The sequence below is a fragment of the Bradyrhizobium sp. F1.13.3 genome (assembly GCF_040548265.1).
In the GTDB taxonomy this organism is placed as follows: domain Bacteria; phylum Pseudomonadota; class Alphaproteobacteria; order Rhizobiales; family Xanthobacteraceae; genus Bradyrhizobium.
Genome location: NZ_JBEPRI010000015.1, coordinates 107,888 through 133,071, shown reverse-complemented (window position 1 = coordinate 133,071; position 25,184 = coordinate 107,888). Strand labels below are relative to the sequence as shown.

Annotated in this window: 23 protein-coding genes and 1 pseudogene; 7 read left to right on the top strand and 17 right to left on the bottom strand. The window is 62.6% G+C overall.

Features of this window, described 5'->3' with window-relative positions; translation table 11 throughout:
• Positions 1 to 11: 11 nt before the first annotated feature.
• The 3 genes and pseudogenes from ABIB66_RS32680 to ABIB66_RS32670 form a co-directional block, all read left to right on the top strand.
• Positions 12 to 626 carry a cytochrome (ubi)quinol oxidase subunit III gene (locus ABIB66_RS32680; protein WP_502918342.1) on the top strand — a complete coding sequence of 205 codons (615 nt, stop codon included), beginning with the start codon at positions 12 to 14 and terminating at the stop codon, positions 624 to 626.
• Positions 623 to 1,018: a cytochrome o ubiquinol oxidase subunit IV gene (gene cyoD / locus ABIB66_RS32675; protein WP_354257272.1), complete on the top strand. Its 396-nt coding sequence runs from the start codon at positions 623 to 625 to the stop codon at positions 1,016 to 1,018. The genes ABIB66_RS32680 and cyoD overlap by 4 nt, the downstream gene beginning before the upstream one ends.
• Positions 1,019 to 1,797: 779 nt before the next feature.
• Positions 1,798 to 1,943: pseudogene (locus ABIB66_RS32670) on the top strand (SOS response-associated peptidase); the annotation flags it as partial.
• Positions 1,944 to 1,960: 17 nt separating this feature from the next.
• On the opposite strand, the gene ABIB66_RS32665 reads toward ABIB66_RS32670, so the two are convergent.
• From ABIB66_RS32665 to ABIB66_RS32635, 7 genes are all read right to left on the bottom strand, one after another.
• A complete protein-coding gene (locus tag ABIB66_RS32665; protein ID WP_354257269.1) occupies positions 1,961 to 3,160 on the bottom strand; it encodes an ABC transporter substrate-binding protein in 1,200 nt (399 codons plus the stop codon).
• Positions 3,161 to 3,244: 84 nt separating this feature from the next.
• A complete protein-coding gene (locus ABIB66_RS32660) occupies positions 3,245 to 4,840 on the bottom strand; it encodes a class I adenylate-forming enzyme family protein (RefSeq protein WP_354257266.1) in 1,596 nt (531 codons plus the stop codon).
• Positions 4,841 to 5,241: 401 nt separating this feature from the next.
• Positions 5,242 to 6,015: an SDR family oxidoreductase gene (locus ABIB66_RS32655; RefSeq protein WP_354257262.1), complete on the bottom strand. Its 774-nt coding sequence runs from the start codon at positions 6,013 to 6,015 to the stop codon at positions 5,242 to 5,244.
• A gap of 10 nt (positions 6,016 to 6,025) precedes the next feature.
• Positions 6,026 to 6,847 carry an enoyl-CoA hydratase-related protein gene (locus tag ABIB66_RS32650; protein ID WP_354257259.1) on the bottom strand — a complete coding sequence of 274 codons (822 nt, stop codon included), beginning with the start codon at positions 6,845 to 6,847 and terminating at the stop codon, positions 6,026 to 6,028.
• A 31-nt stretch (positions 6,848 to 6,878) separates the two neighbouring features.
• Positions 6,879 to 7,583 (bottom strand): SDR family NAD(P)-dependent oxidoreductase, encoded by a 705-nt coding sequence (locus ABIB66_RS32645; protein ID WP_354257256.1) that lies wholly within the window; start codon positions 7,581 to 7,583, stop codon positions 6,879 to 6,881.
• A 17-nt stretch (positions 7,584 to 7,600) separates the two neighbouring features.
• A complete protein-coding gene (locus tag ABIB66_RS32640) occupies positions 7,601 to 9,928 on the bottom strand; it encodes a molybdopterin-dependent oxidoreductase (RefSeq protein WP_354257253.1) in 2,328 nt (775 codons plus the stop codon).
• A 16-nt stretch (positions 9,929 to 9,944) separates the two neighbouring features.
• Complete coding sequence (locus ABIB66_RS32635) at positions 9,945 to 10,589, bottom strand: TetR/AcrR family transcriptional regulator (protein WP_354257445.1); 645 nt, start codon at positions 10,587 to 10,589, stop codon at positions 9,945 to 9,947.
• Positions 10,590 to 10,767: 178 nt separating this feature from the next.
• Between ABIB66_RS32635 and ABIB66_RS32630 the strand changes: the two genes are divergently transcribed.
• Positions 10,768 to 11,958 carry an acetyl-CoA C-acyltransferase gene (locus tag ABIB66_RS32630; RefSeq protein WP_354257250.1) on the top strand — a complete coding sequence of 397 codons (1,191 nt, stop codon included), beginning with the start codon at positions 10,768 to 10,770 and terminating at the stop codon, positions 11,956 to 11,958.
• A 114-nt stretch (positions 11,959 to 12,072) separates the two neighbouring features.
• Here the strand turns inward: ABIB66_RS32630 and ABIB66_RS32625 are convergent, their stop codons facing one another.
• From ABIB66_RS32625 to ABIB66_RS32590, 8 genes are all read right to left on the bottom strand, one after another.
• On the bottom strand, positions 12,073 to 12,846 hold the full coding sequence (locus ABIB66_RS32625; RefSeq protein WP_354257247.1) for an enoyl-CoA hydratase-related protein: 774 nt from the start codon (positions 12,844 to 12,846) through the stop codon (positions 12,073 to 12,075).
• 15 nt (positions 12,847 to 12,861) lie between these two features.
• Positions 12,862 to 13,506, bottom strand: coding sequence for a flavin reductase family protein (locus ABIB66_RS32620; RefSeq protein WP_354257244.1), 645 nt, complete (start codon positions 13,504 to 13,506; stop codon positions 12,862 to 12,864).
• 64 nt (positions 13,507 to 13,570) lie between these two features.
• On the bottom strand, positions 13,571 to 14,584 hold the full coding sequence (locus ABIB66_RS32615) for an NAD(P)H-dependent flavin oxidoreductase (protein WP_354257241.1): 1,014 nt from the start codon (positions 14,582 to 14,584) through the stop codon (positions 13,571 to 13,573).
• A 43-nt stretch (positions 14,585 to 14,627) separates the two neighbouring features.
• On the bottom strand, positions 14,628 to 15,815 hold the full coding sequence (locus tag ABIB66_RS32610; RefSeq protein ID WP_354257238.1) for an acetyl-CoA C-acyltransferase: 1,188 nt from the start codon (positions 15,813 to 15,815) through the stop codon (positions 14,628 to 14,630).
• Positions 15,816 to 15,864: 49 nt separating this feature from the next.
• A complete protein-coding gene (locus tag ABIB66_RS32605; protein WP_354257235.1) occupies positions 15,865 to 16,995 on the bottom strand; it encodes an acyl-CoA dehydrogenase family protein in 1,131 nt (376 codons plus the stop codon).
• A gap of 21 nt (positions 16,996 to 17,016) precedes the next feature.
• Positions 17,017 to 18,198: an acyl-CoA dehydrogenase family protein gene (locus tag ABIB66_RS32600; protein ID WP_354257231.1), complete on the bottom strand. Its 1,182-nt coding sequence runs from the start codon at positions 18,196 to 18,198 to the stop codon at positions 17,017 to 17,019.
• 15 nt (positions 18,199 to 18,213) lie between these two features.
• Positions 18,214 to 18,957 carry an SDR family NAD(P)-dependent oxidoreductase gene (locus ABIB66_RS32595; RefSeq protein WP_354257227.1) on the bottom strand — a complete coding sequence of 248 codons (744 nt, stop codon included), beginning with the start codon at positions 18,955 to 18,957 and terminating at the stop codon, positions 18,214 to 18,216.
• 19 nt (positions 18,958 to 18,976) lie between these two features.
• Positions 18,977 to 20,581, bottom strand: a complete 1,605-nt coding sequence (locus ABIB66_RS32590) for a class I adenylate-forming enzyme family protein (protein ID WP_354257224.1) — start codon at positions 20,579 to 20,581, stop codon at positions 18,977 to 18,979.
• 228 nt (positions 20,582 to 20,809) lie between these two features.
• Here ABIB66_RS32590 and ABIB66_RS32585 point away from each other — a divergent pair, with 228 nt between their 5' ends.
• Together ABIB66_RS32585 and ABIB66_RS32580 are read left to right on the top strand one after the other, a co-directional pair.
• Positions 20,810 to 21,553, top strand: coding sequence for an SDR family NAD(P)-dependent oxidoreductase (locus ABIB66_RS32585; protein ID WP_354257221.1), 744 nt, complete (start codon positions 20,810 to 20,812; stop codon positions 21,551 to 21,553).
• Between the two features lies 1 nt (position 21,554).
• Positions 21,555 to 22,232 carry a glutathione S-transferase family protein gene (locus ABIB66_RS32580; RefSeq protein WP_354257218.1) on the top strand — a complete coding sequence of 226 codons (678 nt, stop codon included), beginning with the start codon at positions 21,555 to 21,557 and terminating at the stop codon, positions 22,230 to 22,232.
• 134 nt (positions 22,233 to 22,366) lie between these two features.
• Here ABIB66_RS32580 and ABIB66_RS32575 read toward each other — a convergent pair whose 3' ends face one another.
• Entirely contained in the window at positions 22,367 to 23,566 is a 1,200-nt protein-coding gene (locus ABIB66_RS32575) for a CaiB/BaiF CoA transferase family protein (protein ID WP_354257215.1), read from the bottom strand.
• Between the two features lie 186 nt (positions 23,567 to 23,752).
• Entirely contained in the window at positions 23,753 to 24,385 is a 633-nt protein-coding gene (locus ABIB66_RS32570; protein WP_354257212.1) for a 2-hydroxychromene-2-carboxylate isomerase, read from the bottom strand.
• 237 nt (positions 24,386 to 24,622) lie between these two features.
• Here ABIB66_RS32570 and ABIB66_RS32565 point away from each other — a divergent pair, with 237 nt between their 5' ends.
• Positions 24,623 to 25,138, top strand: coding sequence for a winged helix-turn-helix transcriptional regulator (locus ABIB66_RS32565; protein ID WP_354257208.1), 516 nt, complete (start codon positions 24,623 to 24,625; stop codon positions 25,136 to 25,138).
• The last annotated feature ends 46 nt before the right edge of the window (positions 25,139 to 25,184 follow it).

Here is a 25,184-nt window from a genome sequence, read left to right as displayed (position 1 = left end):
TCGCCGTTGAAATGGATGATGTCCGCCGCGGCGAACTGCTGAATGTCAGCGAGGCCGGTCCGGCACCCAAGCGAATCATCGCGGGCTTTGGCTTCTGGATCTTCCTGCTCAGCGACATCGTGATGTTCTCGGCGCTGTTTGCGAGCTACGCCGTGCTCGCAAAAGCCAGTGCCGGCGGTCCAACCGGTGCCCAGTTGTTTAATCTGCGAACCGCAGCGATCGAGACCGCTTTTCTCCTGCTCTCCAGCTACAGCTGTGGACTGATGTCCCTGGCCATCAATTCGCGGCACCATCTCGGCATCTTCGTTGGCGCCGTGGTGACGTTCCTGTTGGGCGCGGCATTTCTCAATCTCGAGTTTCGCGAATTCCACTACATGATTTCGATGGGCGCGGCTCCGCAGCGCAGCGCGTTTCTTTCCGCCTTCTTCACGCTGGTCGGTTGTCACGGGCTGCACGTAGCTGTCGGACTGGTCTGGCTGGTTCTTATGATGGTTCAGCTGTCACTGAGGGGTTTCCAACAGGCCGTGGTGCGCCGCCTGCACTGCTTCACCCTGTTCTGGCATGCGCTCGACATCATCTGGGTCCTGATATTCACGATTGTCTACCTGATGGGAGTCCTTCCATGACCGAAACGCGTTGGGATGTTGCACCGGGAGATAGGCCAGCGATTCCGGCCTCGGAGCAAAGCTCTTCTTCTGGCTTGCTCGTGTACACGATCGGCTTGCTGCTGGCAGCGATCTTGACAGCCACATCCTTCTGGGTGGCAAACACCTCGGCAATCTGGGCTCCCGGCGTGCCAGCCGGACTCGCGGTCCTAGCCATCGCCCAGATGGGAGTGCACTTGGTCTTCTTTCTTCACATCACGACGGGACCGGACAGCACCCACAATGTGCTGGCACTCGCATTTGGCGTACTCATCGTATTCCTGGTCCTCGCAGGGTCGCTCGTGATCATGGCCAATCTGAACGACAATATGATGGCACATGGTCAAATGATGAATGTTCAGATGCAGCGCTGACAGGCCATCACTCTCGATCGGGTCCGGCAGTCAAGGAAGGAGCACGCAGTGTGGTTCGCCGCCGACGTGGCGCAGCCAGAGCGATCTTCGAGAGATTGCGAGCTAGAGGAGCAGCAAATGCCTACCCGAGCTATGTCTTGCGACGGCTGTTGGGCACCGTGATGGGGGCTGGACCGTCGCATGCGACGCGCTTGGCCGCATCATCCGGTGCGAAACAGAGAAACTGGCGCTCTCGGTCGCGCGCTATCGCCGTCGTCGCCTCGAGCCCTTGCGAGGTGAAAACCCTACCCTAGCGCGCACTGAAAGGCGGCGCGGCAGGAATGGTGCCGGTCGCGCCACCGCTTCAGTCAAGGATGTATGGCGCGGAGCGCTTCAACAGCGACCGAGGCACCACGTAGACACGGGTGCCTCACCAAGGGTTCGGATGACTGCACCCAACCCGATCGTGGCGCCAACTTCCCTGAATGCCACGCCGCTTTCCTGACGACGAGAGGCCCAATTCTGTATCGGCTCTGGTTAAGCGATGGCGCCGAGTGGCCTCCGATCCAGAGCGAAAGCCGCGAAACCTGCTGGCGCAGTCCCATCGCCTGAGCCCGTAGGCTCGATCTTGTTCGCGAATGAACGGCAGCTGTGCGGAAACGGTCATTGACGAGCTCGGAAGCAAATCCTTCTGAGAGCACCGGAAAACCAGTAAGTGTGCTCAGGCCGGCCGCCCGCCACGCTGCTGCAGTTGCAGCAGCGGGCGCCATCCGCATCCGGAGACCTGACCACCTTGCAATCTGTACTCGATCACCGCCAACAGGGCCGCGATCAGCGCGCCGTTCCGCGTCGTCAACCGGTACGTCGGCAACCTCGCGCCCCGTTTCCGGATTACGCGGCGCCGGTCGTCCGGACCGGCGTCGGCGGCCGCGACCTCGTCACCGCGTCGCTTCAGGCCGACCATCACCTTCCGTCGGCGCTGAGGACGCTGCCGAACTGCTCCCATGTGGTGCCGTTCCAGCGCTGCAACTGAAGCTGCGTATACGCCATGCTGTTGTCCGCGCCCGTGTTGATGGTGACGCCCGGGATGAGAGTGGGAAGCGACAGCCCTCTGATGCTGCGCGATTGCCTGACGACGTTCTCGCGCGAGAGATCATCTCCGCACTGCTTCAGCACCTGCTCCAGGATCTGCCCCTGCTGTGTGCCGAACAGATAGTTGGCATCGCCGATGTCGGCGCCCGGCAGGTATTTCGCGAAATACTCGCGGTACCATTTGACACCGGCATCATCGTCCCACTTCGTGTCGTTCGGATCCTTGATCATGGTGGCCGCGACGATGCCGATCGCCTTGTCCAGCCCCGCCGGAACGATCGTGGAAGACACCGAACTCGAAACGTAGTTGATCAGGAACAGCGGCTTCCAGCCGATCTCGTCGGCTTTCTTGATAGCCTGGGCCGCAAATTTCGGCGTGCCGGCGACCAGGAAAGCCTCGGCACCGGACGCTTTCAACATCACCACGTGGGAATCGATCGTCGGCTCGGTGACCTCGTATGACGACGCGACCACCTTGTCGTCGAAGTCCTCCTTCAGATAGCCTTTGAAGGCATTGACGAAGTCCTTACCCAGATCGTCGTTCTGATACAGGATCGCGATCTTGGCGTTCGGCCGGGTCTGGGTGACGTATTTCGCGTAAATCCGACCTTCCGTATCGTAGCTGGGCAGCCCCGTCGTGGTCATCGGGAACTCGGCAAAGTTGGTGAACCGGGTGACGCCGCTCACCACGAACAGATGCGGCACCTTCTTGGCGTTGACGTATTTGATCGTGGCGCTGATGCCGGGCGTTCCCAGCGGACCGAACAGGAATGCCACCTCGTCGCTCTCGATCAGCTTTCTGGTCTGCTCGACGGTCTTGGGCGGGCTGTAGGCATCGTCGTAGGTGATGAGGTTGATCTTGCGGCCGTTGATGCCGCCCCGCTCGTTAATCGAGTTGATGTAGGCGATCAGCCCCTTGCCGGTGTTGCTGAGCGGCGATGCGGGACCACTGAACGGGAACGTGGCCCCGATCTTCACTTCGCTGCTCGTAACCCCAAGCGGCTCCGCACGCGCGGGCGCGCCGGCGATCGCAGCACCGATCGCCGCTACCATCAAAGTCCGTGTAAACATCGACATCTCCCTTGTCCCGCGACGGCTGCGCCGCGCGTCGTTCATTCAAACCCGCAAGATCGGCGTCGCATCACGCGACGGGCATCAGCCGGCGGCCGCCGCATCCAGCGCCTTGCCGGTCGACCGCTCGATCGCCAGTTCCCGAAGCTTGTGCTTGAGGATCTTGCCGGTGGACGCCGCAGGCAGGGCGTCGAGCACGATCAGTTCGGTCGGACGCTTGTACGAAGTGAGCTGTTGCGCCGCGTACGCCTTCAGCTCCTCGGCGCTGACGCGGGCGCCGGGAAGAAGCTGGACGAACGCGACGACCTCCTCGTTACCGTCGACCGGGCGTCCGACGACGGCGGACTGAACGACCTGGTCGTGCGAAACCAGCACCGCCTCCACCTCGGCGGGGTAGACGTTGAAGCCGGAGCGGATGATGAGTTCCTTGGTGCGGCCGGCGATGTAGAGATGCCCGTGGCCGTTCAGCCGGGCGAGATCCCCGGTGTTGAACCATCCCTGGCCATCGATCGCCGCCGCCGTCAGATCGGCCGCGCGATAGTAGCCGAGCATCACGTTGGGGCCGCGGACGTGCAGTTCGCCGACTTCGCCGGCCGCAACGTTGTTAGCGTTCCTATCCACGATGCGATGCTCGATACCGGGAAGGAACGGGCCGACCGACTCGTCCGCGACCGGTTGTTGCAAACGCACACCCGACAGGCCCGGCGAACATTCGGTGATGCCGTAGTTGTTCAACAGCGGGATTCCGAACTCGTCCTCGATCCGCTTCTTCAAATCGAGGTCGAGCGGCGCACCCGCGACGGCGATGTTGCGCAGACTGCCGCGCTCGAGCTGCCGGATGCCCTTGACCGCCTTGTGTTCGAGCAGTCGCTGATAGGTCGCGGGCACGCCGAAAAGGTTCGTAATTCCCTGCTCGGCGATGGCAAGGGCCAGCGCGGCGGGATCGGCCTTGGCCACAACGTACAAAGTGCCGCCGTGCATCAGCGTGGCGATCAGCAAAATCGTGTAGCCGACGATGTGGGACATCGGCAGCACGCCATAGATGCGGTCGCCCGGACCGCTGTCGCGGAGGATGCCCGACGTCCTCGCGGTGAAGAGAAGGTTGGTGTGGCTCAGCATCACCCCCTTCGGGGTACCTGTCGTACCCGAGGTGTACAAAAGGCCCGCGACCTGGCGGGCGCCGTCCTTTTCGACCGGTTCCACCTTCGCATCCGCATGGAGCGGACTGACGCCGATTCCGCCGAATGGTCCGACAGCACCGATCGTTGCGCCCACGCGGCTGGCGTGCTCGCCGGCCTCCTTAGACAAGGCGGCGTTGAACAGCACGCGCCGGGCGCTGCTGTGCGTCCCGATCAGGTCGATCTCCCTGGCCGAGAGACGAGGATTGACCGGAATGCCCCATGCATCGAGCTTACTCGCCGCGAACAGCAGCGCGCCCAGAGCCACGCTGTTCTCGCTGGCAATCATCACGCGATCGCCGGGCCTGATCCCCAAATCGGTGAGATCCTTCGCCGCGGCATCGACGGCGTCGGAGAATTGTCGGTAGCTCCAGGAACGGCCGCCTTCCACGAACGCCGGATGATCCGGCATGCCGCGCACGAATGGCGCGTAGACCTCGTGCACCCTGGACGGCAGACCGTCCAGCAATTCGGCCGCAGTGATGTCGTCCACGCACCTCATGCCGTCCTCCTTGCGCATTTTTTTGGGAAGCACTTTGCGGCCCCCTTTCAGACGGACAGGTCAGCCCCTCATTTCCGTCGACGTACGAAGTAAATAGTTCTAAAATAGAACTGTCAAGCTTGGCGATTTAATGCTGGGTTATGCGCGTCTAAAATATTCATCTCAAACTTCAATTCCGATTTTAGATTGATGTATTGGTAGTCAAATCGTTAGGCGAAATCAGCCGGATAAGGCCTCGCTCGAGGAAGCTCGGCGAGCGTCGAAACGCGCAATCTCGATGGCGGTCGCGGCAGTCCGCTGTTTCCAAATCGACGCTCGCTTCGCGTGGCCTCAGAGCGTGAAACGCGCCGACTCGGAAGTCATGGCTCTAGCCCAGTGCAGGTCCGCACCGAATATGCCGGTCACCATTTCTCGACCCACGGCCGCAGCACGACTTCGAAGGCCCAGGTCGAGCGATGCTGGCGATGCAGTTGCAGATAGGTTTTTGCGATATGATCGGGGTCGGCCATGTTGTCGTCGACCGTGGTGCCCGCCAGCCGGTGCGCGCGGGTGCCGTCTTCCTGGGTCCAGCCGATTGCGGCGTCGATCGGCACATTGGCGACATGGATGCCCTGCGGCATCAATTCCCTCGCCATGCTCTGCGCCAGTCCGGACTTCGCATGACAGGCCATGGCAAAGGCGCCGCTCGACGGGTAGCCCTTGAGCGAGGCGCTGGCGTTCGTGAACACAATCGTTCCTCGCGCGCCATTGGCGTCGGGTTCGTTTCCGAGCATGAGACGGGCGGCCTGCTGGCCGATCAGAAACGCGGAGAATGCCGAGTTTCGGACCGTTTCGAGCGCCATGACCGGATCGGCCTCGATGATGCTCTTGCGGAAAATGCCGGGAACGCGGCCGTCGATATTGTGCACGACCAGCCTCGGCGTCCCTATATCCTGCACGACATTCCCGAAAAGCTGCGCCACGGCTGCCGGGTCGCTGGCATCGCAGGCATAGCGACGCACGCCATGCGCCTTCTCGAGAGCCACAAGAACCAGTTTCTCCGGATTTCTGGCCGCGACGGCGACACGCATGCCGCTTTCCGCGAACAACTTGGCGCAACTCGAGCTGATGCCCGGGCCGCCGCCGACAATGAGGGCGACGCCCTCTACGGAAGTGTCGCGTTCGGATTGAGTCATGTTGCGTCCTTCACCGGTAATTGGGCGCGCGCTTCTCGATGAAGGCCCGCACGGCCTCGCAATGTTGCGCAGTACCGGCTGCGGCGACCATCTTCTCGGCCTCCTGATCCAGTGAGGTGAGGAAGTCCGCCGACAGCGCGAGGTCTAGATTATCCTTGATGGACGCATAGGCGCTCGCCGGACCGTTCGCCAACGCCCTCGCGGTCCCGAATGCTTCGCTTTGCAGCTCCGCATCGGGCACTACGCGATTGATCAGCCCCAATGCTTCCGCACGGCGCGCATCGATCCGTTCCGACAGGAACATCAATTCGCGAGCGCGCGCCGTCCCGGCCAACCGGGTCAACAGCCACGAGATGCCGTAATCGCCGGTGAGCGCGATCCTGGCGTAGCCGGTCGTCATGATGGTGGATTCGGCGGCGATGCGAATGTCGCAGGCCAGCGCGATCGCAAGTCCGGCGCCGGCCGCCGGTCCCGGCAACGCAGCGATGGTGGGCTTGCGCACCGAGACAAGCACGCCGGTCAGGGTTCGCTGGCGTTCCCGCAACAGCGCCACCTTGTCGTCGAATGACATAGGCGGTGCGGCCGTGTTGCCGCCCATCCCCTTGACGTCGCCGCCCGAACAGAATGCGGTGCCCGCCCCCGTGATCAACAGCGCGCCGACATCGGGATCGTCGCCGTTGCGCTTGATCATCCGTCGCAACGCGGGCGTCAGATGGTCGGACAGCGAATTGCGGGCCCCGGGCCTGTTCAAGGTGATGATGGCGATCCGATCCCGGATCACGCACAGCAGCTCATCCGTCCCGGTATCGATCGAGATTGATCCGTCCGTCATGGCTTTGACCTTTCACATTCTGCGCTCGGCGTCACCAGGTCTCGCCGAACGGCCGCAACTCGGTGAGGAACGACCAGGCCGACCGGTCCTGGCTGTAAAGATGAAACAGTTCATCGGCGATGGCGGCAGGCTTGATGAAAAATTCGTCGGGCTTGTCACTCAGTCGCGCCCGCATCCGCGGCGTGTCGATCACGGCGTCGATGAGGACATAGGAGACGTGGACGCCGAGCGGTCCCACGTCGCGCGCGATCGACTCGGCCAGAATGCGCTGTGCCGCCTTGGTCGGCGCGAAGCCGGCGAAATTGGCCTTGCCCCGGATCGACGATGTATTTCCGGTCACCAGGATGGCGCCTTTGCCCCGATCGATCATGTCGGGCGCCAGTTCGCGCGCTAGGTACAGCAAGCCCATCACGTTGACCTCGAAATTGCCCTTCAGCATCTTCGGGTCGATCTCGCGAAAGCTGCCCCAGCCACCGCCGACCGCGTTGTGGATGAGAACTTCAGTCGCGCCGAAGCGGCGCTTGATGTCGGCGACCACGGTCCGCACCTGATTTTCATCCGAGACGTCGCAGGTCATCGCGTGCACGTCAGGCAGCTCCTGCGCCAGGCGATTGATGATCTCGGGTGAGCGGGCAAGCCCGATGACACGAAACCCACCGGCAGAGAAACGCTTGACGATGGCAGCCCCCGTGCCCGGCCCTACCCCGGTCACAACAGCGATTGGCTCGTCGGTCATTCAACGTTTCCTTCGGGCTAATTCGCGGCCGCTCTCATATGAATTCGCTCGGACTGCGACTGATGAGACGCAGCCTCGTGGTCCGGCACCAAAGCGAGGCGAACCGCGACGTTCTTGTGGTAGGGCGTTCCTGCAATCGGATCGCGGTTGCCGCTTTCAGTGAGCAGATTGATGCGCGGCCCGTTGACCAGGCGTTCTCCGTCCGGCGCGGGATAGGCCTGACCGTAGCCGTGCGGCAGCGCCAACTGGCCGCTTCGCATGGCGTCGTCGGCCTTGCAGCGGACCACAAGCCGCCCAACCGCCGACTCGACGGCGATCCAGTCGCCGTCCTTTGCGCCCAACTCGCCCAGATCGTTCGAATTGATCAGCATGGCTCCGTCAGGATCGTCGCGACGCCAGGCCGGATCGCGAAAAATCTGGTTGGCATTGAACATGCGTCGACCGCCAGCCGCCAGCATGAACGGAAACTCCTTTGGCGCGCCCGCAGCTTGCGGATCGAGGCGCGCCAGCCATTCCAGCATCTGGGGCACGGAAAGCCGAACCTTGCGATCCGAATAACCGATCAGCGTCCAGACCTCGTCATAGTCGTGACGGGTCACCGCGGCGCCCTGCCGCGCGGCCACGATGCTGTCGAACAGGAGATCGCCGAGCTGATGATCCGCCACCTCGTCCGATGCGCCGATCGCGCGCCGCACCGCCTGCGGCGATCGCTTCGCGCAGGCCAGCGCCGCGTTCCACAACGGCGCCGCGGCTGCGGTGCCATCCGGAAGCGTCTGCCCGAGCGTATGGTAGAGCACGAGGGCCGCGACCGCTTGGGCCGAAGGGTTTTCCGCCATGAACGCACGAAAGGCGGTAGTGAATTCGGCGCGCGAACGTCGCGCCGCTTCCCGTAGCGGCGCCAGCACGTTGTCGCCCGGCAGCAGCCCGAGCGCGACGGCAAGCCGGGTGTAGATCTCGGGCTCCGGCAGGGTGCCGGCAAGCGGCGGCAACACACCGGCGCGAACGTGAAAATAGTTGGTCGGAAACTCGAAATTGAACAGCGTGAACTCGGTTTTCTCGAACTGCGAGGACGCCGGCAGAACGTAGTGCGCGAGCCGCGCGGTTTCGGTCATCGCGACGTCGACCACGACGCACAGGTCCAGCGAGCGCAGCGCGCGTTCCACGGCTTCGGTGTTGGCCGCCGTGTTGGCCGGATTGGAACTGTCGATCCAGGCGCAACGCAACCGTTCCGGATGGTCCTTGAGCACCGCTTCGGGAAATATGTTCGGCGGCAATAGCCCGCCGATGATCGCGTCACCGGTCGGCGCGAAGGTCTGGTTCGGCGAATTGCCCCATAGCGGTTGCAGCCAGCTATGCAACTGATTGGTACCCTTGCGGCCGAAATTCCCGGAAAGCATGATCAGGAGCTTTTCGAGATAGGAATTCAGCGTCGAGTTGATGCCTTGCTGGATGCCAAGCTCGACCCGAACCACCATCGCCTTCGCCGCTGCAATCATGGCGGCGCACCGCTCGATATCCGCGACCGGGATATCGGCGGCGGCCGCCCATTCTTCCACCGGGATATTCAGCAGCGCCTGCCTCACTTCGGCGAATCCGATCGTGCGCTCCTCAAGAAAGGCATGGTCGACCCGGTCGGAACGGACCAGCGTGGCCAGCAGCGCGCCGAGAAGAAACGCATCGGCGCCCGGGCGCACCGCGAGATGCAGGTCCGCCATTTCGGCGGTCTCGGTTCGCCGCGGATCGATCACGATCAGCCGGCGTGCGGGATCCTTGCGGATCTGGTTGAGATGGTCGCGCGCATTGGGGAAGCCGTGCGCGATCCAGGGATTGGCGCCGATGACAAGCAAGAGATCGCAATGATGCACGTCTTCGGCGGTGTGGCAGGTCTGGCTGCCGAACATGTGGCCATTGACCCAGAAGTCGCCGGTCTTCTCCTGGGAAAGGGCGTTGAAGGTGCTGCGTGAACCCAGCGCGCGCAACAATCCGCTGCCGTAGGCGCCGCCGGCGTGGTTGCCCTGCCCGCCGCCGCCATACAGGGCAATGCTCTTGCCGCCATGTCTGTCGACGATATCGCGCAGCCGCGCGGCGATTTCGGCGATCGCCACGTCCCACTCGATTTCGTCAAAGCCGCCGTCGGCGCGACGACGCAGCGGGGTCTTGAGCCGATCCTTGTGATGCGCGTAATACGGAATCCGGGTCGCCTTGTTGCAGAGATAGCCCTGTGACTTCGGACTCGAGCGGTCGCCCCGCACCTTTTCGAGCCGCCCGTCATTCACCAGGACCTCGATCCCGCAATTGACGTAACACAGGTTGCAGGCTGTTTTGAGCCACTTGCCGGCCGTCATGGTGACCTCCCTTGCATCACGATATTTCGCTGCGCTTCGCCTCTATTGCTGTCAACTGATCGTTCCAGATCCGGCTGACGGCGGTTTTGCGTCCGGCTTCGAGGATGCGGTTGGACAATTTCCCCGCGCCGACAGCACGCGACAGCACAATAGACCCGACCATGGTCGCGATGGCACCGGTTGCGATCTGGCGGGCCTGTCGAGGCGGCTCGTCAGGAAGCAGTTCGACAAAAATGTGGATCATCTCTTCCAGCTTGGCGGCCAGGGCCTGCTGTTCGCTCGCGCCCGATCGGGCGACATCGACAGCCAAGGTCGGAAGCGGGCAACCATGCCTGGGATCGTCGCGATGCCGGGGACTGAGGTAATCGGCGATCAACGCCTCGAGGCGCCGCCCGTTGGCCTTCTTGTGCGTCAGTTCTTTCCATCGCGCCGTCATCTGGTCCATGGCGAACGCGACGGCCTCGCCAACCAGCGCGGCGCGCGAATGGAAATGGTTGTAGAAACCGCCATGCGTCAGGCCCGCGAGCTTCATCAGATCGACGACGCTGAGCCCCTTGGCGCCCATTTGGCGCAGGCCGTAGGAGGCATTTTCAACAATCCGGCTGTGGGTTTGACGCCTGTGGTCCTCTACGTATCGCATCGCCACTCCGTGCAAGGTCACGCCGTGCAAGATCGCTCATGCAAGGCCTTGGGGTGATCGGCCGCACCGGCCGTCACCCTCTCCTCCTAGTCGTTCCGGAACCGCATTGCCCTTATGGTTGCGGCCTCTTTTGTTGCGTTGCCGGCCATCTTATATGACTATCGTCATATAACAACCTCTATCAACAGGAGAGTTCGCCATGACCGCCGCTTCCGACCCCGTCGTCATCGTTTCCGCCGCCCGCACGCCGCTTGGCCGCTTCATGGGCGAGTTGTCGCCGCTCAGCGCCCACAAGCTCGGCTCCCACGTGATCGGCGCGGCGCTGGAACGGGCCAAGCTTGCGCCCGAGCGGATCGACGAGGTGTTCATGGGCAACGTGTTGCCGGCCGGACAGGGCCAGGCGCCGGCACGCCAGGCCGCCCGAGGCGCCAAGTTGCCGGATGCCACCGGAGCCACTACCATCAACAAGGTCTGCGGCTCCGGCATGAAGGCGACCATGCTCGCCCACGACATCATCAATGCAGGTTCGGCCTCGATCGTGCTGTCAGGCGGCATGGAAAGCATGAGCAATGCCCCCTATCTGCTGGCCAAGGCGCGTGGCGGTTACCGCGCCGGTCACGACCGCATCATCGACCACATGATGATGGACGGATTAGAAGACGCCTATGAAACCGGCCGCTCGATGGGCGATTTTGGCGAGGCCACCGCGGAGGCCTACCAATTCACCCGCAAGGACCAGGACACCTATGCGATGGAGACGCTGACCCGCGCCCGCAAGGCGGTCGAGGGCGGCGCGTTCAAGGCCGAGATCGCGCCTATCACGCTCGCCGAAAAGGCCGGGCCGCGCATCATCGCCAACGACGAGCATCCGCTGAAGGTGGACCCGGCCAAGATTCCGGGATTGAAAGCCGCGTTCCGCGCCAATGGCACCATTACGCCGGCCGCCTCCTCGGCCAATGCCGACGGCGCCGCCGCGTTGATCCTCGCCAAGCGCTCGCTCGCCGATCGCGACGGGTTGCCGGTGCTGGCCGAGATCAAGGGCCACGCCACCCACAGCCAGGAGCCGCAATGGTTCACGACGGCGCCGATCCCGGCCATTCGCAAGCTGCTGGACAAGATCGGCTGGAGCGTTGGCGACGTCGACCTGTTCGAGATCAACGAGGCCTTTGCCGTGGTGGCGATGGCGGCGCAAAAGGATCTCGGAATTCCCCGGGAGAAGCTGAACGTCAATGGCGGCGCCTGCGCGCTCGGTCATCCCATCGGCGCCACCGGTGCCCGTCTGATCGTGACGCTGCTGCATGCACTCGAGGCGCAAAACCTCAAGCGCGGCGTCGCCGCGCTCTGCATCGGTGGCGGTGAAGCCACCGCCATCGCGATCGAGCGTCACTGATCGCACGGCCGATCCGGCAGAATGGCGCGGCGAGCGGCGCACGTCGTGCCGCTCGCCGCCCGGCCGATGATCAGTCCAGCAATCAGCTGTGGGCTGACTGCCGCGGACCCCGTTTCAGCTCGCCAATTTTGTGAAGTCAGGCTTGCGCCGCTCGGCAAAGGCGGCGAACGCTTCGCGCGCTTCTCCAGTCTGCAACCGCTCGGCAAACAGCGCGCTTTCGCGGTTCATCTGCGCGGCGATCTTGTCCATCTCGCGCATCAGCGCCTTGGTGTGGTTGAGAGAGCCGGCGGCCCGTTTGGTCAGGGCTTCGGCGGCCTGCGATGCACGCGCGCGCAAATCCGCTGCCGGCACCACGGCATTGGCCAGGCCACAGGCCAATGCCGCTGCTGCGTCAAGCGGCTCTCCCAATGCAAACATGGCATAGGCACGGACGTGCCCGATGCGGGCGGGCAACAGCCAACTCGAAGCCGCCTCGGGAACCAGCGCCAGGTTGACGAACGGCGTCAGCAGCTTCGCGGTGTCGGCCAGAAACACCAGATCACAATGCAGCAACATCGTGGTGCCGATGCCAACCGCGTTGCCCTGCACGGCCGCGACCAGCGGACGGGTGGCCTTGCCTAGATTGCGGACGAAGCGGAACGCCTGGCTTTCTCCGCTATCGTTCCCGTTGGCCTGGGCGCTGAAATCGGCAATGTCGTTTCCGGACGTGAAACTGTCGCCATCCCCCTGAAACAGGACGACCCGCACGGACGGATCGCTCTCCGCGCGCTCCAGCCCGTCCGACATCGCGCTGTACATGGCATTGCTGAGCGCGTTCTTCTTCTCGGCACGCGCCAGCGTGATCGTCATGACGCCGGCATTGATTTCGGTTTTCACATATGGGGTCATCGACCGCTCCTTTGATCAGGTACCGTGGAATTCCGGCTTGCTGCTGCCAACCGGACGCTTCATTTCGAACATGTTTTCCGTCTTGACCTCGAGGTAATCCCTGCCTCGGCCGGCACGCAGGATGGGACGCGGAAGTGCCCTGTAGACGCCATCCTCGATCAGGGATTTGTCTATATATACTGCGACGACCTCGCCGAGCACGAACCATCCCTCGACCTTCTCACCCCGCGCATTCCCAAGCTGGAGACGGCGGTTGCATTCCATGGCGGCCCTGCTCTCACCCAGGCGAGGCAGGGCGACGTGTCGCCCGGGTACTGGCGTCAGTCCTGCCGCATCGAATTCACCCACGCCCTGACTGAGAGGCGCTGCCGTCACGTTCATGCGATCGCCCAGATCCATGGTCACCAGCTTCCAGGTGAATTCGCGGGTCTCGCTGACGTTCTTGACCGGGTCCTTCCATGAGATCGAGGAGAAGCCGATGATCGGAGGGCCGTAGAGGATCGCGTTGAAGAAGCTGTAAGGCGCGAGATTGAATTGACCGGCCGCATTGTTCGACGAAATCCAGCCGATCGGACGCGGTGCGATGATCGCGTTGAACGGATTGTGTCTGAGCCCGTGGCCCGTCGACGGCTCGTAATAGTGGAGGTCGGCCAGATACATAGATTCCCCTTCGGCGAGGCCGGCGAAGGCCATCCATCGATGACCGGCCGGGCCCGTTCGACGTTCACGCAATCGCCCGGGCGGCAACCGGCCTTTGCTCGACGCCATCGAGGAAGCCGGTCAGGCGCTGACGGATAATTCGTTCGGCGTCCGCCATGATGCGATCGATCAGTTCCTTGACGGTCGGAATGTCGTGGATGAGGCCCGCGACCATGCCGCAACTCCATGCGCCGGCGTCCATGTCGCCGTCGAGCATCACCTTGGGATAGACGCCTGCCACCTTGTCGTGAATGTCATCGATTTTGAGGCGCCTGCCCTTCTCGCGTTCGATCTCGAGCAATTGCTCAACGCCCTTGTTGTTCAGGACGCGCTCGGTGTTGCGCAGCCCGCGCATGACCAGACGAGTGTCGAGTTCGGTTGCCTTCAGCAGCGCGTTTTTGACGTTTTCGTGCACGGGCGCTTCCTTGGTGGCGATAAAGCGCGTCCCCATGTTCATTCCGGCAGCGCCCATCGCCAGCACCGCGACCAGGCTACGGGCATCCGCCATGCCGCCGGAGGCAACGAACGGAATCTTCAGTTCCTCGGCAGCGCGCGGCAACAGGATCATGTTGGGCATGTCGTCCTCGCCGGGATGACCGCCGCATTCGAAACCGTCGACGCTAACGGCATCACAGCCGATCGCCTCAGCCTTCAGCGAGTGCCGGACCGACGTGCATTTGTGGATCACCTTGATACCCCCGGCCTTCAGGGCCGGCATATACTGCTCGGGACTGCGACCGGCGGTTTCGACGACCTTGACGCCGCCTTCACGGATCGCGGCGACATATTCCGGATAGGGCGGCGCGGTGAAGGTCGGCAGGAACGTCAGGTTCACGCCGAACGGCTTGTCCGTCATGTCGCGGCAACGCGCGATCTCCTTGGCCAGCAGTTCCGGCGTCCGTTGCGTCAGGCCGGTGATGACGCCAAGCCCGCCGGCGTTCGACACCGCGGCCGCGAGTTCGGCGAATCCCACATAGTGCATTCCGCCCTGGATGATCGGATGTTCGATGCCGAACATCTCGGTGACGGCTGTCTTCACGCGTGCCTCCGATAGGGTTTTTCAGGTGTTGGATTGCTGAGCGTCAGTGGACGATTTCGAGAAGTCCCGCGGCACCCATTCCGCCGCCGACGCACATGGTGACGACGGCGTATTTGGCCTTGCGCCGACGCCCCTCGATCAGGGCGTGACCGGTCAGCCGCGCGCCGGTCATGCCGTAGGGATGGCCGACCGCGATCGAGCCGCCATTGACGTTGAGCTTTTCCGGATCGATGCCGAGCTTGTCGCGGCAATAGATCACCTGCACCGCGAAGGCCTCGTTCAATTCCCAGAGATCGATATCGTCGATCTTGAGCCCGTGACGCTTGAGCAGTTTCGGCACGGCGTAGACCGGCCCCACGCCCATCTCGTCCGGCTCGCAGCCCGCCGCGACGAAGCCGCGGAAAATGCCGAGCGGCTTCAGCCCCTTCTGCGCCGCCAGCTTGTCGCTCATGATGACGGCGGCACTTGCGCCGTCGGAGAGCTGGCTGGCATTGCCGCCGGTAATGGTGAAGCCCGGTCCCTTGGCCGGCTTGACGCCCGCGAGGGCCTCGGCAGTGGTATCGGGGCGCGGACCCTCGTCGGCCGACAGGGTCACTTCGCGATAGGACACCGCACCGGACGCCTTGTCGGTGACCGCCATCGAGGTCTTGATCGGTGCGAGTTCGTCGTTGAAGCGGCCGCCCTGTTGCGCGGACGCGGTCCGGCGCTGGCTCTCGAGGCTGTATTCATCCTGGCGCTCACGGGAGATATCGTAGCGCTTGGCCACGATCTCGGCCGTATCCAGCATCGCCATGTAAGCGTCGCCCTTCATGGCGAGCAACTCCGGATCGACCGCGTGAAACATGTTCATTTGGTTGTTCTGCACCAGGCTGATCGACTCACCGCCGCCGCCAATGGTGACTTCCACGCCATCGAAAATCACCGACCGCGCCGCCAGCGCGATCGCCTGAAGACCGGACGCGCATTGGCGGTCGATGGTCGTTCCGGCCACGCTGACCGGCAGCCCGGCGCGCAGCAGTGCCTTCCGCGCGATATTGGTGCCGGTGGTGCCCTGCTGCATGGCGCAACCCATCACCACATCCTCGACTTCGGCACCGTCGATTTTGGCGCGCGACACGGCCTGCGAGATCGCATGTCCCAGCAGGGTGGCGCCCTCGGTGTGGTTGAGCGCGCCCTTGTAGGCCTTGCCGATCGGGGTACGGGCGGTCGAGACGATTACTGCTTCGGTCATCGGTGTGCCTTTCTTTGGATTCGACAGTCGGATTGCCGCCCGGTGAACTTCAGCTCTGCTGCGCGTATCGCATCAGATGATAGGCGGGATCGCCGAACTGGATGTTGATGGAGCTGATCCGCTTGAAGTAGTGGCCGACGTCCAGCTCGTCGCTCATTCCCATGCCGCCGTGAAGTTGCACGGCCTGCTCAGCGATGAAGCGCGCGGCGTAGCCGACCTTCGACTTCGCGCCAGCCGCCATTTTTGAACCATTCGGCTCCCGGGCTGCCATGCTGAGATTCAGATGTTGCGTGAGCGAGACGGCCTCCTCGAGCGCGATGAACATGTCGACCATGCGATGCTGCAATACCTGAAACGTGCCGAGCGCCGCACCGAACTGCTTGCGCACCTTGCTGTATTCGAGCGTCGTTGAATTCAGCACTGACATCGCGCCGATCGCTTCCGCGCAGAGCGCGGCGATCGCACGGTCGCGGCAGGCCTCGAGCACGGCGACGCCCTCACCTTCGGCACCCAGCATCTGGCTGGCCGGCACCCGAACGTCCATCAGCGTCAGTTCGGCGGCGCGCCGGCCATCAATGGTCTTGAAGCTCTGCAGATGAAGATTGGGCGAATGGCGATCGAGGACGAACAGGCTGACGCCGGCACGATCGCGCGGCTCCCCGGAGGTGCGCGCCGAGACGATCAATTTGTCCGCCCACGGCGCACCGATGACCGCTGCCTTGGTTCCGCTCAGGACGAAATGGTCCCCCTCGCGTCGCGCCGTCGTCGCGACGTTGTCGAAATCATAACGCGACCGCCCCTCGGCCCACGCCAGCGTCCAGATCGCGCTGCCGTCCATGATGCCAGGCAACAACGCCTGACGCTGCTCGGGCGAGCCGGCTTCCTCGATCAGGCCGCCCGCGAGCACGACGGTCTCGAAATAGGGTTCGACGACCAGGTTGCGGCCGAACTCCTGCATCACGATCATGGTCGCAAGCGTCCCGCCACCAAGACCGCCGGAGCTCTCCTGAAACGGCGCCGCGCACAACCCCAGCTCGGCAAAAGCGCTCCAGTGCTTGCGGCTCCAGCCTTCGTCGGTCGCGACAATCTTGCGGCGCTCGTCGAAATCGTACTGATCGCGCAGGAGTCGCTGAATGCTGGACCGGAGCAATTCCTGCTCTTCCGTCAACTGGATGTCCATCCGATGCCTCGTGCGATGTAGTTAAAGACCGAGAACCGCTTTCGCGATGATGTTGCGCTGGATTTCGTTCGATCCCCCGTAAATGCTGAGCTTTCGGGAGTTCAGATACTTCTCGGATGCGGTGTGCCCGTATTCCGGCCCCGGCATGAAGCGGTTTGCGCTCACCGGATGTTCGCGGATTGCCAGACCGTAATTGCCGATCGCCTGGTGCGTCAGATCGGTGATGCGCTGGAATATTTCGGTGCCCCTGATCTTGAACAGCGACGCCGCCGGTCCGGGGTCGATGCCTCGCGACATCTGCGCGACGATGCGCAGTTCGGTTGCTTCCAGGGCCAGCACGTCGAGCTCGACCCGCGCGATTTCCCTGGTGAACTCCCCGAAGGTCGGGTCGTCTTCGCCCACCTCGGTGCTGACAATACGCTTGAGGCGCTCCAGATAACGCGTCGACCGGCCGATCCCGGCCATGCTGGTGCGCTCGTTGCCGAGCAGGAACTTGGCGTAGGTCCAGCCTTTATTTTCCTCGCCCATCAGGTTTTCCGCAGGAACCCGCACGTCCTCGAGGAACACGTCATTCACTTCATGCGATCCATCGATAGTGATGATGGGCCGCACGGTGACGCCGGGTGATTTCATGTCGATCAGCAGGAACGAGATGCCGGCCTGCGCCTTGGCCGACGGATCGGTCCGCACCAGGCAGAAAATCCAGTCGGCATGCTGGGCCAGCGTCGTCCAGGTCTTGTGTCCGTTGACAATGTAGTGGTCACCGTCCCGCACCGCCTTGGTGCGGACCGACGCCAGATCGGAACCGGATCCCGGCTCCGAATAGCCCTGGCACCACCAATCCTCGCCGGAGAGGATTCGCGGCAGAAACTTCCGTTTCTGCGCGTCGTTGCCGAATGTGTAGATGACCGGGCCGACCATGGTCACGCTGAATGCCAGCGGCGGCAGCGTCCCGGCGCGCGAGGTCTCCTGCTCGAAGATGAAGCGCTCCGTGATCGACCAGCCGGGGCCGCCATACTCTTTGGGCCACAGCGGCGCGATCCATCCCTTGGTGTGAAGGATCCGGTGCCAGAGCATCATCTGCTCCTTGGAAAGGTCGGTTTCCGGATTGAGAACACGCATCTCCACCGGATAGTTTTCCGCGATGAAGGCCCGCACCTCGTCGCGAAACGCAGCCTCCTCGCTGGAAAGTTTGAGCTCCATCGCGTGAGGCCCCCGCTACCACTTCTCGCCGAACGGACGGATTTCATGCTCAAAGGTCCAGGCATCGCGCGGCTGTTGATAGAGTTGCCAGTAAGCCTCAGCGACAGCGGCCGGACGCATCAGGCGATTGGGATCGAGGTTTTCGATCGCTTGCGCACCTTCGCGGCTCACGATTAACTGTCGCACCCATTCGGTATCGACGCTGGAATCAATCACGAGATGGGCGACATGGATGTTTTTGGGACCAAGCTCGCGTGCGGCTGATTGTGCAACCGCCCGCAATCCGAACTTTGCGCTCGCAAATGCAGCGAAACCCGACCCCCCGCGCATGCTCGCGGTAGCGCCCGTGAAGAAGATGTTCCCCTTGCCTCGCGGAAGCATCAAGCGGGCCGCCTCTCGACCAGCGAGAAAGCCCGAATAGCAAGCCATTTCCCACACCTTGCGGAAAACCCTTTCGGTCGTATCGACGATCGGAAAATTCACGTTGGCGCCGATGTTGAACACACAGACCTCCAACGGCGCGTGCCTGTCGGCGTCGCCCAGGAAGGAAACCATCTCGTCCTCCTTGCGGGCGTCGAGTGCCCGCCCAGACACCGTTCCGCCCGCCGACTCTATTTCCTTGACCAGCGGGGCAAGCTTCTCTCCCTGGCGGCGTCCGACAAATACAGTGAAACCTTCGGACGCGAACTTTTTGGCGATCTCTCCGCCAATGAAGTCGCCGGCCCCGACAACTGCTACGGTCGCGTTTCTCTTCTTCAAAATTCTTCTCCCGGTCAAGTTAGATATGCTGTCTGCGAAGTTCGGCCGTCTGCGCCGAAGCGGTTTTGCTACCTTCGCCACGCACGGACTCCGCGAGCTTGTGCTTGAGTATCTTGCCGGTCGAGGTGGCCGGCAGGGAATCGAGGATGATGATTTCGGAAGGCCGCTTGTAGGAGGTGAGCTGAAACCGGACGTAGCTCATCAGATCGTCAGGCGTCGTGCGGGATCCCGGCAGCAGTTGCACAAAGGCGACAATCTCCTCATTTCCATCGGCGGCACGGCCGACCACGGCTGACTGTACGACCTCCTTGTGCGAACTGAGCACCGCTTCGACTTCGGCGGGATAGACATTGAAGCCGGAACGGATGATCATTTCCTTGGTGCGACCGACGATGTAGAGACAATCGCCGTCGAAGCGCGCGAGATCGCCGGTATTGAACCAGCCCTCGCTGTCGATCACCTTTGCGGTAAGCTCGGGGGCACGATAGTATCCGAGCATCACGTTACGTCCGCGAACGTGCAGTTCGCCTACTTCACCGCGTGACGTCGGAATGCCGTCGAGTGTCCTCACCCGCGCCTCGACGCCCGGCAGCAGCGTGCCGACCGCAGAATCGGCACGCGGCGCGTCGAAACGCACGCCGGATATTCCCGGCGCACATTCGGTGATCCCGTAGCCATTGAGCAGCGGGAGGCCGAATTCCCGCTCCACCCGCTCCTTCAGGTTCAGGTCGAGCGGCGCGCCGGCGACAGCGATCAGGCGCAGCGATCCCCTGGCGAGCAGCTTCACACCCTTGACGCTCTTGTATTCCAGCAGACGCTGATAGGTGGCGGGGACGCCGTTGAGGATGGTAACGCCCTCCTCCGCGATCGCCTTGGCGGTCGCGGCCGGGTCGTATTTGCTGACCATCCGCACCGTGCCGCCGACCATCAGCGTCATCAGCAGCAGGGAGATGCCTACGATATGGGAGATCGGCAGGACCAAGTAGATCTTGTCGTCCTCATTCATCTTGCGGAACTGCGCGGTGGTCTTCGCACTGATCAGCAGATTGTCATGCGACAACATCACGCCTTTCGGCGTACCCGTCGTTCCCGACGTGTAGATCAGCACCGCAACCTGTCTGGCAGGATCGGCAACCACCGGCTCGACGGCAGCGCCCTCGTTGAGCGAACCGACGCCGATCTCCGTCAGCGGCCCCACTTGCCGCAGCTCGGCGCCATAGCGCGACGCGTGAGCCGCAGCCTCTCTTGAAATACCTGACGTGAACAACATCCGGCGGGCGCCGCTGTGGTCGCGAATCTGATCCAGCTCGCGCGCCGACAGCCGAGGATTGGCGACGATTGCCCAGGCGTCGAGCCTACTCGCCGCCAGCAGCAACGCCGCCAGCGCAATGCAGTTCTCGCTGACGATGATGATCCGGTCACCCGGCCGGATTCTCAGCGACGAAAGGACCGCGGCGGTTTCGGCGACGCGCAGATCCAGCTCGCGATAGCTCCAGCAAGCTCCGCCTTCGACCAGCGCGATTCGGTCGGGCGCCCTTGCAACTTGCCTTGCCGTCACTTCATGGATGCGGCGCGGCAAGCCAGCGATCCCGTCGAGGCCGATCGAGTCCGAATGCTGCGCCACGACTAAGCTCCCGTTCACATGATGCCCGCTTGTGCAGTGCGACACGTTCGACGGTTACTTGAAGTTCTTTTTTAGAACTTGTCAATCGCTATTTCAGCATCCCCACGGTTGGGGAAACACGGCACCTTTCCTGCCATAAGCACGCGGATCTGCAAAACCTCGTTTACAAGACCCTCGCCAGCCGCTACGAATTAAGTCTCAAATAGGAACTTACAAGGGAGAAGCGAAATGGCGGAGAGCCGCGGCGTAGCGATACTTGTGGGCGCAGGCGACGCCATTGGTGCTGCGGTGGCGCGGCGTTTTGCCTTCGGCCGCTACACGGTTTGCATCTGCAGGCGCGACGCCGCGAAGTCCCAGGGGCTGGTGGATGAACTGACGGCTGCGGGGCACAAGATCCATGCCTACAGCGTCGATGCACGCCAAGAAGCCGAGGTGCAGAAGCTGTTTGCCGACGTCGAAAGCAACATCGGACCCATCGAAGTCTGCCTCTACAACGCTGGTTCGAACGTCAACAAGTCGCTGCTCGACACCACCGAGAAGCTGTTCTTCAAGGCCTGGGAACTGGCCTGCTTCGGTGGCTTCCTGGTCGGACGCGAAGCGGCGCGCGTCATGCTGCCGCGCGGACGCGGCACCATCTTCTTCACGGGGGCCACCGCGAGTGTGCGTGGCGGCAAGGGATTTGCCGCGTTTTCTTCGGCGAAGTTCGGTCTTCGCGCGGTGGCGCAAGCGATGGCGCGCGAGCTGGGGCCGAACAACATTCACGTTGTGCACCTGCTGATCGATGCCGGCGTGGACAGCGAGGCGATCCATCAGCGCATGAAAGCCGCGAAGGGGATCGAGGCAAGCGACATTCCCGCCGACAGCCTAACCAGGACCTCTTCCATTGCCGACGCCTACTGGTTCGCCCACCAGCAAAGCCGGGACGGCTGGACCCACGAACTCGATCTCCGTCCGTCCGTGGAGAAATGGTAAGATGCACGCAGCTCCAAACCTGACCTTGTGGGGCGTTGGGACCAGCCGCACGATTCGTCCGCATTGGGCCATGCACGAACTCGGCCTGGCGTACGAGACCAGACCGATCGGTCCACGTACCGGCGAGACAAAGACCGCCGAATATACCCGGCTTAACCCGCGCCAGAAGGTGCCGCTGCTGCAGGACGGCGATTTCGCCATCGGCGAGAGCGCCGCGATCGTTGCCTACTTGTCGCGAATGTATTCAACGACGCAACGCTCGCTTATTCCCGAAGCCCCTCGCGACTACGCGGCCTGGCTGGAGTGGTGCTTCTTCATCGTCGCGGAGCTGGATTCAACCAGCCTTTATGTGATGCGCCGCCATCGGGCCGACGCGCTCGGCCCGATCTACGGGATCGCGCCCGAGGTCGTCGCCCAGGCCGGCGAGTACTTTCGCCAGCAGTTGCGCCATGTCGAAGTCGCGCTGATGGATGGCCGGCAATTCCTGATGGGCAACAAGTTCACAAGCGCCGACATCCTGCTGACGACATGTCTGGATTGGGCCATCGCTTACGGTGTTGGCATCTGCGACAACGCCCAGCCCTATCTCGAACGCATGCAGGCGCGGGACTCCTATCAGCTCGCCAAGAAAGCAAATGTGCCGTTGGCACCGATCACGGCGGCGCCGGCGAAAGCCTGAGACCCGACGCCACACGTTCAGGACGGCATTAGAGCCTCTTCCGCTCCGATGGAATCGGAACGGAAAAGGCTCTGGATTTTCGATTTGGCGCGTTTTCTTAGCGCGAACCGATTCCTACTTGGCTGAAAAACGCTTCAGACCGCCACACGCACGCTGCGCTCGGCCACCATCTTGTCGATGGCGCCGTCGTCGTAACCGAGCCCACGCAACACCTCGCGCGAGTGCTCGCCAACGCGGGGAGCAGGCCCGCCGATCTTGGCCTCGTTGACCTCAAAACGTGCCGCCGGCTTCGGTTGCCGCACCCGTCCGACCTTTGGCTGGTCGAACTCGGCGATGATGCCGCGTGCGACCACCTGCTCGTTGTGGATGATTTCGCTGCGCCGAAGAATCGGCGCGCAAGGAACGTCGGCGGCATCCAGACGCTCCAGCCATTCGGCCGTGGTGCGCTGCCCGATATGCTCCGCCATCTTGTTGATGCGGGCCGTGGCGTTGACCGAACGCGCCGACGGCGTCGCGAACCTGGGATCCTTGGCAAGCTCGGAATCGCCGGAGGCTCCGCAAAAGCCTTGCCATTCGGAATCCGAGATGGTGCCGGCAGTGATGTAGCCGTCGCTGGTCTTGAACACGAGGTCAGGCCGGTCGTTGGGATCGGCGGCGGCGGCTTCCGCGCCGACCACCGTGTATTGCATCATGCCTTCCGGCCACAAATACGAGATCATCGTGTCCAGCATGGCGACCTGAATATGATCGCCCTGCCCGGTTTTCTCGCGGGCATAGAGCGCAGCGGCCACCGCCTGCGCGGTGAAAACGGCGGTGGTCTTGTCGCAGACGATGGTCCGGATCATCTGCGGACGGTTCGTCACCGGCTGCGACTGGATATCGGCAAAGCCCGACAGGCCCTGAATGATCGGGTCGTATACCCGCTTCTTGACATAGGGCCCGGTGTCGCCGACGCCGCTGATCGAGACATAGATCAGGCGCGGATGGCGCTGGCGCAACTCGTCGACGCCGAGACCAAGCCGTTCCATCGTGCCGGGCCGGAAATTCTGCACTAAGACGTCCGCCTGCGCCACCAGCCTCGCAAGCACCTCACGGCCGGCGTCGCTCTTGACGTCGATCGACAGCGAACGCTTGCCGCGGTTTGAAGAGATAAACAGCGCGGAGAATTCTCCGTCCTTATCTATCGTTGCGCGGCTGCGGCGGGTGATGTCGCCGCCGATCGGCTCGATCTTCAGCACGTCGGCGCCTTGATCCGCCAGAAACATAGTCGCGAACGGACCCGACACCACGCCGGTGAGATCGAGCACACGAACGCCGTTGAGTGGGCCGGGCATGGGTATTCTCCCTGAATTTGCTTTGTTATGGGCCGACTGAAGTTATGGGCCGGCTAAGTGTCCGTCACGCAGGTCCGGGACATCGACCCTCCGCATCTCGCAGTTTCCGCCTTGGCGCCTTCGGCTCCCGCGTGAGGTCTTGACGCGTTTTTCACGCGAACGGATTTCCACTTCGCTCGAAACGTTCTAGGCAGACTTCGGAACCGGCCGGCTAGTCTGTTCGACGATCGACTCCTCGACGTCGCGGAGCTGGTCCTTGCCGAAGAACATTTCCTTTCCGACGAAAAATGTCGGGGAGCCAAAGGCACCACGGTTGACCGCGTCGGTAGTCCGATCGATGAGCCCCTTCTTGACGTCGTCCTGCTGGGCCCGCGCGATCAGCCGGTCGATGTCAATGCCCGAGACGATGAACGCCTTTCGGAAGATCTCGAGGTCATCCATCTTCTTCGGCTCTTCCCACATGTGGTGGTACGCCGCGCGGAAATAGGGCTCGAACATGCCCTCGAACTGGGCCGCGACGGCGCCGCGCATCATCATCAGCGTGTTGACCGGAAAGAACGGATTGGAACGGAATCTGGTTGCGTTGTGACGACGGACGAAGCGTTCGGTCTCTAGCGCATTGTACTCGGGCTTGTTCTTGATGCCACGGAGCGAGTCGAACGGGGACATGTTGCCGGTCGCCTTGAAGATGCCGCCGAGCAGAACCGGGACATATTCGAATTTCACGCCGGTGCGACGTTCGATGCCGGGAAGGGCCAGCTCCGCCAGGTAAGCGTTGGGGCTGCCGAAATCGAAGTGAAATTCAACTTTCAGGGGCATGTCAGCTCCTTTCGTGGAGTGAAGTGAATGGCCGGGCCCGGTCGTCCCTGGCGTGGACCCGGCTACATTCGTTCATACAGTTCTAAAATCGAACTGTCAAATTCACGATGGATTCTGCTAATTTGTGCCAGTCGGCGGGGTATTGTCTGGTATTTAGTACCTAACTAGAATGGTAGCTAGGCGCCGGTTCCCTGGGACGATTCGAGGGAATGGTGGCCGGCGGACCGGAGAGCAGGAATGAAATGGGACGAACTTGAGGAACAAGCGTGTTCGATGGCTCGTACCATCGGCGTGATCGGCGACCGCTGGACGCTGATGATCCTCCGGGAATGTTTTCTGCGCACGCGACGCTTCGAAGGCTTTCAGTCGGCGCTCGGGATTACCCGGCATCTGCTCGCCGAACGGCTGAAGAAGCTGGTTCGCCAAGGCGTCCTACGCCGCATTCCCTATCAGGAAGCGCCCAAGCGCCACGAATATATCCTGACGCAAAAGGGCCTGGACCTCTATCCGATCATGATGGCGATCGTGCATTGGGGCGACATCCATATGGTCGATGTGCGTGGACGCCCACTGCTCCATCAACACCGTAAGTGCGGCAAGATGTTCGATCCCGTGATGGTGTGCTCGGAATGCGGCGAACCGCTTTCAGCCAAGGAAGTTCAGGTTCATCCCGGCCCAGGCGCACACACGGTTTTGGAGAAGTCTTCTGTGGACAAGAAGGCCAAGTCGAAGAGCCGCAGAGTAGCGGCCTGAAGCAAATTCGCGTCCCGGCGGCCGCGCGGCTGAACGGGGAGTGCAG

Coding starts and splice junctions, on each gene's coding strand:
- cyoD (WP_354257272.1), top strand. CDS start 623: ATGACCGAAACGCGTTGGGATGTTGCACCGGGAGATAGGCCAGCGATT.
- ABIB66_RS32650 (WP_354257259.1), bottom strand. CDS start 6,847: ATGACGGACGGATCAATCTCGATCGATACCGGGACGGATGAGCTGCTG.
- ABIB66_RS32625 (WP_354257247.1), bottom strand. CDS start 12,846: ATGACCCCATATGTGAAAACCGAAATCAATGCCGGCGTCATGACGATC.
- ABIB66_RS32565 (WP_354257208.1), top strand. CDS start 24,623: ATGAAATGGGACGAACTTGAGGAACAAGCGTGTTCGATGGCTCGTACC.
- ABIB66_RS32640 (WP_354257253.1), bottom strand. CDS start 9,928: ATGACGGCCGGCAAGTGGCTCAAAACAGCCTGCAACCTGTGTTACGTC.
- ABIB66_RS32630 (WP_354257250.1), top strand. CDS start 10,768: ATGACCGCCGCTTCCGACCCCGTCGTCATCGTTTCCGCCGCCCGCACG.
- ABIB66_RS32570 (WP_354257212.1), bottom strand. CDS start 24,385: ATGCCCCTGAAAGTTGAATTTCACTTCGATTTCGGCAGCCCCAACGCT.
- ABIB66_RS32665 (WP_354257269.1), bottom strand. CDS start 3,160: ATGTTTACACGGACTTTGATGGTAGCGGCGATCGGTGCTGCGATCGCC.
- ABIB66_RS32645 (WP_354257256.1), bottom strand. CDS start 7,583: ATGACCGACGAGCCAATCGCTGTTGTGACCGGGGTAGGGCCGGGCACG.
- ABIB66_RS32605 (WP_354257235.1), bottom strand. CDS start 16,995: ATGGACATCCAGTTGACGGAAGAGCAGGAATTGCTCCGGTCCAGCATT.
- ABIB66_RS32610 (WP_354257238.1), bottom strand. CDS start 15,815: ATGACCGAAGCAGTAATCGTCTCGACCGCCCGTACCCCGATCGGCAAG.
- ABIB66_RS32575 (WP_354257215.1), bottom strand. CDS start 23,566: ATGCCCGGCCCACTCAACGGCGTTCGTGTGCTCGATCTCACCGGCGTG.
- ABIB66_RS32620 (WP_354257244.1), bottom strand. CDS start 13,506: ATGTATCTGGCCGACCTCCACTATTACGAGCCGTCGACGGGCCACGGG.
- ABIB66_RS32600 (WP_354257231.1), bottom strand. CDS start 18,198: ATGGAGCTCAAACTTTCCAGCGAGGAGGCTGCGTTTCGCGACGAGGTG.
- ABIB66_RS32580 (WP_354257218.1), top strand. CDS start 21,555: ATGCACGCAGCTCCAAACCTGACCTTGTGGGGCGTTGGGACCAGCCGC.
- ABIB66_RS32680 (WP_502918342.1), top strand. CDS start 12: ATGGATGATGTCCGCCGCGGCGAACTGCTGAATGTCAGCGAGGCCGGT.
- ABIB66_RS32655 (WP_354257262.1), bottom strand. CDS start 6,015: ATGACTCAATCCGAACGCGACACTTCCGTAGAGGGCGTCGCCCTCATT.
- ABIB66_RS32660 (WP_354257266.1), bottom strand. CDS start 4,840: ATGAGGTGCGTGGACGACATCACTGCGGCCGAATTGCTGGACGGTCTG.
- ABIB66_RS32585 (WP_354257221.1), top strand. CDS start 20,810: ATGGCGGAGAGCCGCGGCGTAGCGATACTTGTGGGCGCAGGCGACGCC.